Here is a 14,064-nt window from a genome sequence, read left to right as displayed (position 1 = left end):
TAATCACTTTTGTTGTTTTTTCTTGATTTTTAGATGTATTCGTTAATCATAGAATCAAAAAACAGAAGAAAATCATCAATATTTCAAAGGTTTATCTCGCTAAAAACGCATATGGGCATCTATTTACTGAGTTTTACAAAATCAGATTTTGCTTTAAAGATTAAATTCAAAACACTAAAAAACAACACATTAAATATAAACATGTTTTTTACAAAATTCAAAAATTAGATCCTCTTCATCTCTTCAACCTTTACTATACTGATTTAATAAAGCTTCGGCTATGATTTTTATCATTTCACTTCCTGTCGATGCTCGATAATTTTGATCAAAGAAATTTAAAGAAGTTTTATTTCTGACCACTAAGTGAAATATAACTTTCAAAAACAATGTTAACCTATACTTTATCAAAATGAAAACAATTCAATCCATTTTACTAACCGTAATCTTTACAGCTACGACATTACAGGCAAATGCTCAAAAATCGTATACCGTCGATGCAAATTCAACTTTTGAAGTTGCTGGAACTTCGACCGTCCACGATTGGGTAATGAAATCTACAGAAGGAATTGGAACTGCCATCTTAACTATAAAAGATTCCAAAATAACCGGCATAAACAGTTTAAATATCACATTACTGGCAGAAAGTTTAAAAAGCTACAAAACAAGTATGGACAAAGTGGCCTATGAAGCTTTGGACACAGAAACGCACAAAAACATCGAGTATGTTTTAAAATCTGCTGAAAAAATAGACGAAACAACCTGGACTTTAACGGGAACTTATACCATTGCGGGAGTCAGCAAAGAATATAAAACGCAAGTCAGAATAACTAGCAATAAAGGAAGTTTTGTTTTGCAGGGATCTAATCAAATTACTTTTGGAGATTTTGAAATGACACCTCCAAAAGCTGCTCTTGGAGTTGTAAAAGCAGGAAAGGATCTTACTGTATTTTTCAGCATCACTTTGACCTAAATAAAATTTATTGTCTCTTAAATTTTAACATTTTACAAATAAAAATTCTATGTTAAAAAGACAATCAAAAATTAAAAAATAACATTTTATCAAAAATACCTGCCCAATTTTATTGACCTGACCGATTTTACGAAAAATGAAAACGTTGTAGTTATTAAATACCTATTTAATAAAATTTTAACAATGATTTTTATCATGTCTCAAGCTAGTTTATAGGCAGAACTTTGATACAAGTTAAAACAACATTCTTAGTACTAAAAATAGAATCAGGCCTAGTTATCAACTTAATTTTTAAATCAAAAACACAATACAAAATGAAAACCAATAGAATAAAATTAATAGCCTTTGTAGTTGCAATTTTCGGAATCACAAGTTTAGCTACAGCTCAAAAATCATACACTTTAGATAGTAAATCAACTTTTTCTGTTGCAGGTACATCAACACTTCATGACTGGGAAATGAAATCGGCTTCAGGAACCGGAACAGCGACACTTAATATAGCGAATGGAAAACTTACAGACATTGATGCATTAGCAATTACACTCTTAGCCGAAAGCGTAAAAAGCGAGAAAAAGAGCATGGATAAAGTAGCGTATGAAACTCTAAAAACTGATAAAAACAAAAACATAAAATACGTACTGAAATCTGCAGAAAAAGTAAACGAAACTACTTGGGAATTAACTGGAACTTATACAATTGCAGGAGTTAGTAAAGTATACAAAACGAATGTAAAAACAACAGTTACTAAAGATGGTTTAAACCTTCAGGGAACTAATAAAATCACGTTTTCTGATTTCGGAATGAAATCTCCAACCGCAATGTTGGGAACTATTAAAACAGGACAAGACCTTACACTAAAATTTAATTTAAACTTTAATTTATAACCGCCATGAAGAAGATTTATATTCTAGCTATTACACTAATCAGTACGTTTGCTGTCCAGGCACAAGTTAGCTTTGGAAATATGCAAAACCAAATCTCTAGAGGAAAAGACGGTATCAACGTTTTTGATGTTCAAAAAGACAATAGAGAATTTAAAGGTCTTAGTATTGACCTTGGAGGTGCTTTCAACATGGATTTTCAAGCAACAAATTCATTCAACGATCAACCTAACAATATTACTACTACGACTACTACAGCCGCTGGAACCACTACTAGAACAATCACCGGATACCGTTTGATGAATACTGAAAACAATTTTACTCTTCCTGGAGCTGATCTATATCTTGGTGCTCAATTGTTTGATGGTGTACGAGTAAATTTAGATGTTTATTTAGCTTCAAGACACCACAATGATGCTTATGTAAAAGGAGGATATTTACAGATTGATAAATTAGACTTCATTAAAAAAGATTTCCTTGCCGATGTAATGAAATACGCTACAATTAAGATTGGACAAATGGAGAACAATTTTGGTGATGCTCACTTTAGAGGGTCTGATAATGGTAATACAATCCGAAATGCTTTTGTTGGAAATAACATTATGTATTCTTTCACTACAGAAATGGGTATGGAGGTTTACTACAACAGAAGTGGATGGGTTAGTATGTTAGGGGTTACAAATGGTAATTTAAATCAAAGTAATGAAGAAATTTTTTATACTGCTGGGCCAAACACGAATACGACACATAGTCCTTCAATCTTAGCTAAATTTGGTTATGACAAACAAATTAATCAAGATCTAAGAATAAGACTTACGGGTTCTTACTACCATAATGCAAATCTTGGTAACGCAAATATATACTCTGCCAATAGATCAGGATTTGGTTATTGGGGTATTTTGAATAATAATCCTTATAAAAACACCATTACTAAAACCGATGCCAATGGTACTGTTATCTCTACAACTACGACCGATGTTGCAACTACTTTTAGCAAAACATCTACTCCAGAGGCAACGTTCAACCCTAATTTCAAAAATTGGGCTACAACATATATGATCAACCCTTTTGTAAAATACAAAGGACTTGAATTCTTTGGAACTATAGAATTGGCTTCAGGAGGAGACAAAGCTGGAACTGATGATAAACGTACGGCTAATCAATATGCTTCAGAGCTTATTTATAGATTTGGAAAAACAGAACAATTCTATCTAGGAGGAAAATACAATACCGTATCTGGAAAATTATCTAATGCTGATGCTAAGGAGGTTACTGTAGATAAATTTGAAGCAAGTGCTGGTTGGTTTATGACTAAAAACATCTTAGCCAAATTAAATTATGTGAATCAAAACTATAAAAATTATTCACAATTTACAGGAGATCCTGCAACTGGAAATCTTAATAACTTTTACGGTGGAAAATTTAATGGTTTAGTATTCGAAGCTGTAATTGCATTCTAATGTAAATAAAAGAAAATGAAAACTAGATTTTCAATATTAATTATGGGTTTAGCAACATTCTTTTTATTAGGAAGTGCTAAACCCACTTTTTTTCCAGAAGATACCGCTGTGGTAATAAATAAAATTAAAATAGAAATCACAGGACTATCTACCGTTGGAAAATACAATTGCTCTAACACCTTTCCTATAAAGGATACAGTTTATGTAAACTCAGTCAAAAAAAACGCTTTCAACACAGATATTAAAATGTCAAACTTTGATTGTGGTAATAAAATAATGACGAAAGATTTACAAGGAACTATAAAAGTGAAAAAATTCCCGAATAGCACCGTTAGCATTTCAGAAATAAAAAGAGACGGTAAAAATTACAAATGCAGACTCAACTTTTATATCACAGACAAAACCTTAAAATACAAAGATTTCGTTTTATACAATACTGACGATAAAATCCAAGGGACACTTAATCTAAAATTCTCAGATATCGAATTAGAGGCTCCGGTTAAAATGGCTGGATTAATTAAAGTCAAAGATGATATCGTGATTAATTTCAGCTTATATAAAAATTAAAAAAAATTATCATCATATTTCAAAATTGAAATTTTTTGGCACAAGAATTGTCTTGCTCTCGAAAGAAAAATAATCTTACAAAGAGCTCAATCATTTTAAAATTTGTATTTTTATTTTTCAGCCATTTAACCTTTAAGTTTTATCAACCTAAAAAAAATTGAAATTATGAAAAAACAGATTTTAAGTTTAGCTGTTATCGCATTATTAGCATTCGCTGTTCAATCATGCGAGAAAAAAGAAAACAAACCTGCAGAAGACGAATTAACACTTGGAAACAGAGTTGACTCTCTAACAACAGATATCGAAGAAGTTAAAGACAGTGCTGTTAGTAAAGCAGAAAGTGCGGCGGCTAAAGCAAAAGACGCTACAGAAACTGCAGCTCAAGACGTGAAAGACGCAACTAAAAAAGCAGCAAATGATGTTGAAAATGCTGCTAAAAAAACAGCAACTGATGTAAAGGATGCTACTAAAAAAGGTGCAGAAAAAGTTGAAAATGCAGCAAAAGCAGCAAAAGACGGAACTGTAAAAACAGCAAAAGATGTAAATGAAGCCTTGAAAAAATAGTCTTCTTTAAAATTAAAAGAGAAACCATTCGCCAAAACGAATGGTTTTTTTATGCAAAATAGTTAGCCAATATTTTTTGTATTTTTGCCTTCAAATCAGAAGATAATACAAACATGCATTTCATATCACAAGAATTAGAAGATTATATCGAACAACATTCTGAAAATGAACCAGAATTATTAGCAAAACTCAATAAAGAAACCTACCAAAAAATACTTTTACCAAGAATGTTAAGTGGACATTTTCAAGGTCGTGTTTTGAGTATGCTTTCTAAACTAATTCGCCCGGTAAACATCCTCGAAATCGGAACTTACACAGGTTACGCAGCATTATGTTTATGTGAGGGAATGCAAGAAAATGGTCAATTACATACTATTGACATCAAAGAGGAATTGGTAGATTTTCAAAGAAAATATTTTGACGCATCGCCTTGGGGAACACAAATTTTTCAGCATTTGGGTGAAGCAGTGAATATTATTCCAGATTTAGATGTAAAATTTGATTTGGTTTTTATTGACGCAGATAAGGAAAACTACCTCAACTATTGGGAAATGATTGTTCCGAAAATGAATAAAGGCGGTATTATTTTATCGGATAATGTTTTGTGGAGCGGAAAAATTCTGGAACCAGTTCATCCAAATGATGTAAGTACAAAAGTACTTTTAGAATACAATCAGCTTTTAAAAGATGATCCTCGCGTAGAAACGGTTTTATTGCCAATTCGTGATGGATTGACAGTTTCTAGAGTATTATAATTTTTAAGGTGCTAAGGTTCTGAGATACTAAGATTCTAAGTTTTCTTTTTATGTTTAAAAGTAATTAAAATGAGTTATTTAAATCAAATTGATACCGAAGGTTTTTCAATAATAAATAATGTTTTTACAGAAAATGAAATTGAAAATATAATTTCGCTGATTGAAAACAAAACTGCAAATAATCAAGAAAATGCTACTTTCAGAAAATCTCAGGATTTATTTGCGATTAGACAATTTCATAAAGAAGTACCTGAAACTCTAGCGTTTATTTTTAATAAAAACTTACAGAACATTATTGAATCTACATTTGGTGAAGGCTTTTTTATAACGAAATCAATCTATTTCGATAAACCAGAAAAATCAAATTGGTTTGTAGCTTACCATCAAGATTTGACAATTTCTGTTAATCAAAAAATTGAAATAGAAAATTTTGAAAACTGGACCGTAAAACAAAACCAATTTGCGGTTCAACCTCCTACAGAAATACTAGAAAATAATTTCACAATCAGAATTCATATTGACAACACAACAAAAGACAACGGAGCTTTAAAAGTAATCAACAATTCCCATTCAAAAGGAGTTTTAAGAATTGAAAATCTTGATTTTGAAAATGAAAAAGAAACAATTTGTGAAGTTGAAAAAGGAGGTATTATGATTATGAAACCACTATTATTTCATGCATCAAACAAAACAACAAACAATGAAAGAAGAAGAGTTATTCATATCGAATTTAGTAGACAACAACTTCCAAATGGATTAGAATGGAGCGAAAAAACAATTCTAAATTAGTTTTTTTTTAACTACACATAAAAATTTATATGAATTGCCTCCAGCTTTAGCTGGAGATATAATATTGATCTAAAAGAAAAGGCTTTAGCCAAAATACGAGTTGTATTTGGCTAAAGCCTTTTCTATTTTATTTAGAAACCTCCAGATAAATCTGGAGGCAATTCATGTAAACTTCATAACAAGTTAAAAGAAAAACTTAGAATCTTAGTATCTCAGAACCTTAGCATCTTTTAAAAAAAACTTATCCTGGAAAATATTGTGGTTTCAACTTTCTGTACACTAGATAAATTAGTGATCCGAAAAGTGCTCCAAAGAAATATCCAGCAAGAATATCGCCTGGAAAATGCAATCCTAAATAAATTCGGCTGTAAGCAAAAATTAAAGGCCATAGAAACAGGAAGCCAATATATTTAAAATAACGTCTTAAAACCCAAAATAAGAAAGTCGCTACTGCCATTGTATTTGCAGCATGTCCAGAGAAAAAGCTAAAAGATTTTCTAACCTGAACAACTCTAATAATAGTGTTTACTTCAGGATCATTACAAGGACGTAAACGTTGGAAAGTATGTTTAAACAAATTACAAGTCTGATCTGTAAAAGCGATCAAAATGGCAATAAAAAGCAACAAATACAATGTTTGTTTTCCACCAACTTTTTTATAGATAAGATAGAACAGAAATAAAAAAAATGGTGTCCAATACAACTGATTTGTAATAAACAGCCACAAACCATCATAAGTTTCAGATCCTAATCCGTTAAGGTATATTAAGAGATTTTTATCTAACTCCTTTATTGTTTCAAGCATTATCTTTGGCGTTTAATAGGTCCGGAAAGCGAATCAATATCTTCTTTTACCTTTTCGATTTCATTAGTTGTTTCTCCTAATAAATTTCCTGTATCTCCAAGTAAATTAGATTTCGCATTATTAATTTCTGCATTGATATTTCCAGTAATATCATTCAAAAATTTAGAATCAAGACCATTTGCCTCTGCTCCTTTTTGAATTTCACTTTTAATATCATTGGTTGCATTTTTTAACTGCGCCATAGCTTTTCCCATCGTACGGGCAATTTCCGGCACTTTATCAGAACCGAAAAGCATTAGCACTATAAACAGTATGAAAATTAATTCTCCTCCTCCTATACCAAACATAACTTTTATTTTTGTTGTCGCAAAGATATTAAATTTTGCAGCTTAGAGTTTTAAAATTAACTTAAAAAGTCCTTTAAAATACATTTATAAAAAGAAAAAGTTCATCTGGCATTCTCAAACCAGATGAACTTTTTCAGCATTTCTTTTTATTTATTTAGTCAAATTTTGACTTCGTTTCTACTTTTGGCCATGCATTATTGGTCACGTCAATATCTGCTGTTAGTAATCGCGGATCAATTTGAATACTCTTAATTGCTTTTGTTGTAGCGTAAACTTTTCTTGCAGATTCATTACCTTTTCTCCAAATTTGAGCAGGATATTTGTAATTATCTTTTGAACCATCTTCATACGTAATCTCAACTAAAATCGGCATAATCATTCCGCCTGGTTTATTAAATTCTACTTCGTAGAAATATTTAGGCGATTTTATACTAGCTTTTTCTTCAGCTGTAAAAGTTTGGTTTACATAATCTGCCAAAGGTTTAATATCTTCAATTTTTAAAGCTTTTTTAGAAGACGCACTAACTTCTGTGTTATCTCCTGCAACAAGATAAACGAAAGGTCCTTTTTCAAATCCGAAACGGCCTTTTCTCACTTTTACATTTTTAAGATCAGTGGTTGGGTTTTCTGAAACATAATATTGTTTTACTTCTTTAATTCCGATATCTACGAAATCAGTTGAATAAAACCATCCTCTAAAAAACCAATCCAAATCTACTGCAGAAGCATCTTCCATAGTTCTGAAGAAATCTTCTGGAGTTGGGTGTTTGAATTTCCATCTGTTTGCATACGTTTTGAATGCGTGATCGAATAATTCTCTTCCCATCACCACTTCTCTCAAAATATTAAGTCCTGTAGCTGGTTTCCCGTAAGCATTATTCCCAAATTGATGAATCGTTTCTGAGTTCGACATAATCGGCTCCAAAAACTTTTGATCACCACTCATATAAGGAACAATATTTTTCGCCGGCCCTCTTCTTGAAGGGAAATTTGAATCCCATTCCTGCTCTGCCAGATATTCTAAAAATGAATTTAAACCTTCATCCATCCAAGTCCATTGACGCTCGTCTGAATTTACAATCATTGGGAAGAAAGTGTGTCCAACTTCATGAATTACAACACCAATCATTCCGTTTTTAACTTCTTTGCTTGTTACACCATTTTCGTCTGGACGACCGTAATTCCAGCAAATCATCGGATATTCCATTCCTTGATCTTCTGCTGAAACCGAAACTGCTTTTGGATACGGATAATCAAAAGTATGTGCAGAATAACTTTTTAAAGTATGTGCCACAACCATAGTCGAAGTTTCTCCCCAAAGTGGATTTGATTCTTTTGGATAAACCGATTCTGCCATAACAGTTCTGTTTCCAATTTTTACAGCCATTGCATCGTAAATGAATTTTCTAGAAGAAGCAATTCCGAAATCACGAACATTTTTAGCACTGAATTTCCATGTTTTTTTCTTTTCAGAAAAACCTTTTTCAGCCGCTTCTGCCTCTGCTTGTGTTACAATAACAACTGGTTTATCAAATGATTTTTGAGCTTGTTCGTATCTTTTTACTTGTTCTGCAGTAAAAACTTCACTTCTATTCATTAATTCTCCAGTAGCATCAATTACGTGATCTGCAGGAACTGTAATATTTACATCAAAGTTTCCGAAAGGAAGAGCAAACTCTCCGCTTCCCCAGAACTGCATATTCTGCCATCCTTCAACATCATTATAAACCGCCATTCTTGGATAGAACTGAGCGATTACATACAATTTATTTCCGTCTTTTTCGAACGCTTCATATCCTGAACGACCACCTTCTTTTCTATAATTGTTGATATTATACGACCATTTTACTGAAAACGAAATTTTTTCTCCTGGTTTTAATGGTGAAGTCAAGTTGATACGCATCATCGTTTCATTGATCGTGTACGACATTGCATTTCCTTTTGCATCTTTAACTTGTTCAATATTAAAACCGCGTTCCAAATCTTTTTTCAAATATTTAGAAGAAAAACCATCAAGTGGTAAAACCTGACTAATCTTATCACTTTCTGCTAATGAAGTTTGTGTGTTGGCTTTTGCCTGATTTTGATCCAACTGTACCCATAAATACTCCAAAGAATCTGGAGAATTATTACTGTAAGTTATTGTTTCAGATCCGCTTAATTTTGAATTTTTATCGTCTAATTCAATATCAATTTTATAATCTGCCTGTTGTTGGTAATAAGCCGGTCCTGGAGCACCAGAAGCCGTACGAAACATATTTGGAGTCGCCAACAGATCGTACATTTGGCTGAACTTATTGGTATCGTATTTCCCTTGTTGCCTAACAGGGGCTGTTGCTGCTTTCTCTTGTGCAACCAACATTGCAGGAAAAAGTAATAATAATGAAAGCTTTTTCATAAAAATTTTAATGGTAATTTGTCAGGCTGTGAAAATAATAATTAAAACATAATTTCCTAAGTTCATTTAATATTTTAACACTTCCTTCCTTGAAGATTCTGTAAAAAGAACGCTCTTTTTGGTATCAAATGCTGAAATATGTGTAATGTTTTGTTGTTCTGAATTCCAATCTACTAACATTGTATTCGTAATTTCTAATGTTTTGAATTTATCAATATTCGTAATTCTTGAATAACAAACCAGCACATCATCTGCTTCGATTTCTTTAGACAAATAAGTTATTGTTTTGGATTGACCGTTTACTTTTATTGAAAAATTTTCAGAAAGATATTTTTTGAACAAATCAATATCTGCCTGGGTTTCTTTGCTTGTACCGACAAATGTTTTTTTATGATATTTCTTTTCCATCGCATTATTTAAATCATCAATAAAAATGCGGGAAGTAATCTGAAGCATCTTTTTCTCAGCTGCATAATTGACCTGAAAAACTCCCACATAAAATTTGTGGAAGGTAAATGCTGATGATAACACAAACACAACCGCCAGCAAACAGTAAACTAATTTATTTTTCATTTTTGACCAGGAGCCGCTTTCTTAAATTCTTTATTCTTGTTAATCATGAAATCTATCAACTGAAATTTCTGGTCAGGATCAACCATTTGTTTTGAATGCGGATCGTTTGAACAATACATTAAAAACAACTCTATTTCGTCTTCTTTAAGATTCAATGTCTTGGTGTAAAAGTCTTTTGTAAAATTATCTTTCGCATATTCTACAAAAGCGATATCCGTAACTTCCTCATCACCAACGTCTTCTTTTTTCTTAAGCAGTTTTTTCACATCTTTAAAAATGCGGACAAAATCCATTCCGTATTTAATAGTCTGATCTGAAAGCATTGCGGTATTTTTAGCTGTAGACTGTTTATCATCTTCAAACTGCATATCAACGACTTTTTGAGAACCGCCTCCAAGCGCTTTAACCTTCAATTCTTTATTAACAACAACCTCCTTAAGCTGATTATTAACCAAATCTAATTTTACTTTAAAGAGAATCTCTGCACAATCCTTTTCTGTTAAAACGATTTTTTTGGATTGAAACGCCAAACCAGAAAACAACAAAGTATCTTTAGGCCGCGCCATGATATCAAACAAACCACCAGAACCTATAAATGTTCTTACGTTGGCATTAATATTCATTACGTAACCACTTTCAATGGCTAAAAAATCATTTAAAACCTGACCATGTAATGGCTTCCTTGAACCGTTTTGCCCTAATACAATTTGACAAAATAAGCAGACAACGAGTACTCCTAATTTATTTTTCATTTTCGAGAATTGTTAGATATTTTCTTGCTAGATCTGTGATTAAAAACATACTCATTGTTTTGTTTTTACTATTCAAAGATACAGCAAAATCAGCATCATCCACACAAAATAATTGAAATCCTTTAATATCATCAACAGGAATCTTCAATCTGTCTGTGTAATAATTCTCTTCAAAAAGATATTCTAGTTTTCTAAAAAGCGCTTCTTTTTTCTCAACATTAACCTCTTTTTTCAACATTGAAGTTCGCCCAGAAATTGCATTCAAAAGCTTATCGACCGAAGTAGAAGTGGCTGTATAAACTTTTCTTTCTGCAGGAGTGTATTTTTTTTGTCCGTACGGAATTATCCCTAAATTTTCAGCTGTAATATTTGCATTTTCATTCACCACAACTTCTTTCAATTCAACTTCTTTTGCCGTCATTCTAACCACTAAAACATTAGGATACAGATCACCAGAAACAACTCGATGTTGAAGTGGCTCTAAATTTACCGCAGAAAAAACCAACACATCCCCTTCTTTTACCATCATCGAAAAATTACCTTCAGCATCAGAGGCAGTGGCAACCTGAGTTGCATTATTGATAATATTAATTCCTTCAATTGGAGTAGAATGTTCAACTATTTTTCCAATTAACTGCTTTAAATCGGTTTTCTGCCCAAAACTCATTTGAACAAAACACAAAAGAACTAATATTGATATTACTTTACTTATTTTCACTGGCTTTTATTTCTTTATACTTTACAGCCAATTCCCCTAAAAGAAATTCTGTCGAAGTTTTATTTTTTGAATTCATTAAAGTGCAAAACTCATCATTTTCGATGGCATAAAGCTTGAATTCGTTTACATTATCTTTTGTTATATTCAACTTTTGAATAAAATAAGTCTCATCAAACAAATAACCTAACTGTAATAGATTTTTTTCTCTTTTCTCTATTTCGACATTTGCTTTCAATCTTTTTGTCCTTCCATTAATCTTATTAATCAATGGATCAAGTTGCATCGATCCTCCCAAAAGACCAAGCAACATAATCGGCTTAAAATCTCCTGCTGTAGCCAATTGCCTTTCCGCCTGAGTATATTTTTTCTGACCTTTAGGAATAATTCCTAAATTCTCAGCCGTGATATTTGCATTCTCGTTAACAACAACCTCTTGCAACTCTACCTCTTTTGTTGTCATTTCAACAATAAACAACTGAGAAGAAACCATATCATTTTGTGTAATTCGCTTTTTCACCGGATTTAAATTCACAGCAGAAAAAACAAACACATCTCCTTCTTTAACTGCTATAGAAAAATCTCCTTCAATATTTGAAACTGCAGCTATTTGAGAATTATTATTAACAATATTTACCCCTTCAATTGAAGATGACTGCCTCATTATTCTCCCATACAACTGCCTAGTTTCCACTTGCCCAAAACCAGTTTGAGCAAAAAACACAAAAAACACAACTGATACAGCTTTACTTACCTCCATCGGCAATCATCTCTTTATATTTTACTGCCAATTCTCCTAACAAAAATTCTGTAGAAGTTTTATTTTTAGAATTTAAGATTACGGTAAACTTATCATTTTCAATTGCATAATACTCAAATCCTTTCACATATTCAGCCGGAATTTTCAGTCGATCAATAAAATGTTCAAGACTAAACATATTTTCAAGCAATTTCATAAAAAATTCCTTTTTTTCGACCGCAACTTCCTTTTTCAACATTGCCGTTCTTCCAGAGAAAAAATTCAACAAAGGATCTGCCGAAATAGATCCACCTACCATTCCTCCTCCATTTGCTGTAGCATTTAGCGCTGTTGCTGTTTCTAATTTTCTTTCAGCAGCAGTAAATTTTCTTTGCCCCATCGGAATTATCCCTAAACTCTCAGCATTGATATTATCATATTTTTTTATCACAACCTCCTGCAATTGATACATCAACATAGCAAGTTTAACTGTAAAATTAAGATTAGAGAAATCTTCGGTTTTCAACATCACTCTTTTCTCCTTATAACTGATCGAAGAAAAAACTAGCACATCGTCTGCTTTAGCCAAAATCGAAAACGATCCCGAAACATCTGTTGTTACGGTTTCTTCCGTTTGAGCATTAATCACATAAATACCGCTTAAATCTGAAGCATTTGATTCAACTTTTCCATTCATCAGAGATCGGTCTTGTATTTGAGACCAACTGTTTTGTCCCAAAACAATAATTAAAAAGCAAGTAATTTTGTGAATCAAAATGAAATAAATTAAAATATTCTTAAAACGGTAAAAATATCCTAATATGCTCCAAATTTAGTATTAATGACTTGGTAAAAAAATGTTAATTAAAATCACGGAAATTCACATAAAAACAGACTTTTTAATACCTTTAACAAACAAAATTACCAGTTAAAAATCATGAAAAGTATTATCATCGCAAGCACCTCAACCTTACACGGAGGAGATTATTTAGAATATATTTTACCAACATTGCAAGAGCATTTCCAAAACTGCAAAAGCATTTTATTTATTCCTTATGCTCGTCCAAGCGGTATTTCGCATGACGAATACACCAAAAAAGCAGCAGAAGCATTTGCTAAAATCGAAATTAAAGTAACCGGAATTCACGAATACGAGAATCCACATGAAGCTTTAAAAAATGCGGAAGGAATTTTTACAGGAGGCGGTAATACTTTTTTGCTTGTAACACAACTTTACAAAAACAACATCATGCAGTTGCTTGCTGAAACTGTAAAAAGCGGTACACCATATTTAGGTTCTAGTGCAGGAAGCAATATTTGCGGTTTATCAATGCAGACCACAAACGACATGCCTATCATTTATCCTCCAAGTTTTCAGACTTTAGGATTAATTCCGTTTAATTTAAACCCACATTATTTAGACGCCGATTTACAATCTAAACATATGGGCGAAACACGCGAAACAAGAATTAAAGAATTTCACGCATTTAACTCAATTCCGGTTTTAGGTTTAAGAGAAGGAAGCTGGCTAGAAGTTAAAGGCGAAAAAATTACTTTAAAAGGAGATCTTAAAGCTCGCTTGTTCAGACAAAACCAAGAGCCAGAAGAATTAGAAACAGAAAGCGATTTAAGTAATCTGAAATAATTTTCAAAACCATATAAGTCATATAAGTTTTAATCAAATATAGCGCAAGCAAAAAACTTAATTTACTTACATCACTTATATGGTTCAAAAATTAAAAAGGAATA

Annotated in this window: 16 protein-coding genes; 8 read left to right on the top strand and 8 right to left on the bottom strand. The window is 32.0% G+C overall.

Features of this window, described 5'->3' with window-relative positions; genetic code table 11:
- Positions 1–409 precede the first annotated feature (409 nt).
- The 7 genes from K6T82_RS19540 (at position 410) to K6T82_RS19510 (ending at position 5,986) form a co-directional block, all read left to right on the top strand.
- Positions 410–970: a YceI family protein gene (locus tag K6T82_RS19540; protein ID WP_223709702.1), complete on the top strand. Its 561-nt coding sequence runs from the start codon at positions 410–412 to the stop codon at positions 968–970.
- Positions 971–1,284: 314 nt separating this feature from the next.
- A complete protein-coding gene (locus K6T82_RS19535) occupies positions 1,285–1,854 on the top strand; it encodes a YceI family protein (protein ID WP_223709699.1) in 570 nt (189 codons plus the stop codon).
- A 5-nt stretch (positions 1,855–1,859) separates the two neighbouring features.
- Entirely contained in the window at positions 1,860–3,311 is a 1,452-nt protein-coding gene (locus K6T82_RS19530; RefSeq protein WP_223709696.1) for a hypothetical protein, read from the top strand.
- 15 nt (positions 3,312–3,326) lie between these two features.
- Positions 3,327–3,878: a hypothetical protein gene (locus tag K6T82_RS19525; protein WP_223709694.1), complete on the top strand. Its 552-nt coding sequence runs from the start codon at positions 3,327–3,329 to the stop codon at positions 3,876–3,878.
- A 165-nt stretch (positions 3,879–4,043) separates the two neighbouring features.
- Positions 4,044–4,442, top strand: coding sequence for a hypothetical protein (locus tag K6T82_RS19520; protein WP_223709692.1), 399 nt, complete (start codon positions 4,044–4,046; stop codon positions 4,440–4,442).
- Positions 4,443–4,555: 113 nt separating this feature from the next.
- Positions 4,556–5,197, top strand: coding sequence for an O-methyltransferase (locus tag K6T82_RS19515; protein ID WP_223709689.1), 642 nt, complete (start codon positions 4,556–4,558; stop codon positions 5,195–5,197).
- Between the two features lie 69 nt (positions 5,198–5,266).
- Positions 5,267–5,986: a phytanoyl-CoA dioxygenase family protein gene (locus tag K6T82_RS19510; protein ID WP_223709686.1), complete on the top strand. Its 720-nt coding sequence runs from the start codon at positions 5,267–5,269 to the stop codon at positions 5,984–5,986.
- 241 nt (positions 5,987–6,227) lie between these two features.
- Here the strand turns inward: K6T82_RS19510 and K6T82_RS19505 are convergent, their stop codons facing one another.
- From K6T82_RS19505 to K6T82_RS19470, 8 genes are all read right to left on the bottom strand, one after another.
- Entirely contained in the window at positions 6,228–6,791 is a 564-nt protein-coding gene (locus K6T82_RS19505) for a phosphatase PAP2 family protein (RefSeq protein ID WP_223709684.1), read from the bottom strand.
- Positions 6,791–7,138 (bottom strand): Sec-independent protein translocase subunit TatA/TatB, encoded by a 348-nt coding sequence (locus tag K6T82_RS19500; protein WP_223709682.1) that lies wholly within the window; start codon positions 7,136–7,138, stop codon positions 6,791–6,793. The genes K6T82_RS19505 and K6T82_RS19500 overlap by 1 nt, the downstream gene beginning before the upstream one ends.
- A 154-nt stretch (positions 7,139–7,292) precedes the next feature.
- Positions 7,293–9,536, bottom strand: a complete 2,244-nt coding sequence (locus K6T82_RS19495; RefSeq protein ID WP_223709680.1) for a M1 family metallopeptidase — start codon at positions 9,534–9,536, stop codon at positions 7,293–7,295.
- Positions 9,537–9,602: 66 nt separating this feature from the next.
- Positions 9,603–10,109 carry a DUF6702 family protein gene (locus K6T82_RS19490; RefSeq protein WP_223709677.1) on the bottom strand — a complete coding sequence of 169 codons (507 nt, stop codon included), beginning with the start codon at positions 10,107–10,109 and terminating at the stop codon, positions 9,603–9,605.
- Positions 10,106–10,861, bottom strand: a complete 756-nt coding sequence (locus K6T82_RS19485) for a BamP family beta-barrel-assembly machinery protein (protein ID WP_223709675.1) — start codon at positions 10,859–10,861, stop codon at positions 10,106–10,108. The genes K6T82_RS19490 and K6T82_RS19485 overlap by 4 nt, the downstream gene beginning before the upstream one ends.
- Positions 10,851–11,579, bottom strand: a complete 729-nt coding sequence (locus K6T82_RS19480; protein WP_223709672.1) for a carboxypeptidase-like regulatory domain-containing protein — start codon at positions 11,577–11,579, stop codon at positions 10,851–10,853. Before K6T82_RS19480 ends, K6T82_RS19485 begins: the two co-directional genes overlap by 11 nt.
- On the bottom strand, positions 11,566–12,336 hold the full coding sequence (locus K6T82_RS19475) for a peptidase associated/transthyretin-like domain-containing protein (RefSeq protein WP_223709670.1): 771 nt from the start codon (positions 12,334–12,336) through the stop codon (positions 11,566–11,568). Before K6T82_RS19475 ends, K6T82_RS19480 begins: the two co-directional genes overlap by 14 nt.
- On the bottom strand, positions 12,323–13,012 hold the full coding sequence (locus K6T82_RS19470) for a carboxypeptidase-like regulatory domain-containing protein (protein ID WP_223709668.1): 690 nt from the start codon (positions 13,010–13,012) through the stop codon (positions 12,323–12,325). Before K6T82_RS19470 ends, K6T82_RS19475 begins: the two co-directional genes overlap by 14 nt.
- 240 nt (positions 13,013–13,252) lie before the next feature.
- Between K6T82_RS19470 and pepE the strand changes: the two genes are divergently transcribed.
- Positions 13,253–13,960: a dipeptidase PepE gene (pepE, locus tag K6T82_RS19465; RefSeq protein WP_223709666.1), complete on the top strand. Its 708-nt coding sequence runs from the start codon at positions 13,253–13,255 to the stop codon at positions 13,958–13,960.
- Positions 13,961–14,064: the final 104 nt, after the last annotated feature.

Source organism: Flavobacterium potami (assembly GCF_020026915.1).
In the GTDB taxonomy this organism is placed as follows: Bacteria; Bacteroidota; Bacteroidia; order Flavobacteriales; family Flavobacteriaceae; genus Flavobacterium; species Flavobacterium potami.
This window is presented reverse-complemented; position numbering and strand designations above follow the sequence as displayed.